The organism is Vibrio sp. 10N.222.49.C9 (assembly GCF_041474985.1).
Lineage (GTDB): Bacteria > Pseudomonadota > Gammaproteobacteria > Enterobacterales > Vibrionaceae > Vibrio > Vibrio crassostreae_C.
In genome coordinates, this window is sequence record NZ_JBFRVD010000615.1 from 1 (window position 1) to 332 (window position 332).

Genomic DNA, 332 nt, shown 5'->3' on the forward strand with positions numbered 1-332 from the left:
CCATAAATCTGGTTTCCTGAATGGAACGCCAAATGCTGGAACAACATATAGTCGTAGTAGTTGAACGTCTTCGCAATCAAGATCTCGTTACGTTTCAGCTCATCTTTCTCGTTGTCTTCTTTTACGTTCTGCGCAATCTTGTCTGCATAAGGGAAGGTTTCCATAAAGCTTGCAAACGAATCTGCCTTCATCAAAGCCTCACAAGACTCGATAACGCGCTTAATGGTTTCTTCAGATTGCTCTTTGTTTACCTTAAATGCATAGCGCATAAAGATAGGACTGATATTGGTTCTTGCTGCCAATAGATCCTCTACGATGCTGGTAGCGTTATC

The 332-nt window shown here is 41.9% G+C and carries 1 pseudogene; it reads right to left on the reverse strand.

Annotated features, from left to right (window positions below):
* Positions 1-332: pseudogene (locus AB4585_RS24745) on the reverse strand (fatty acid metabolism transcriptional regulator FadR); the annotation flags it as partial.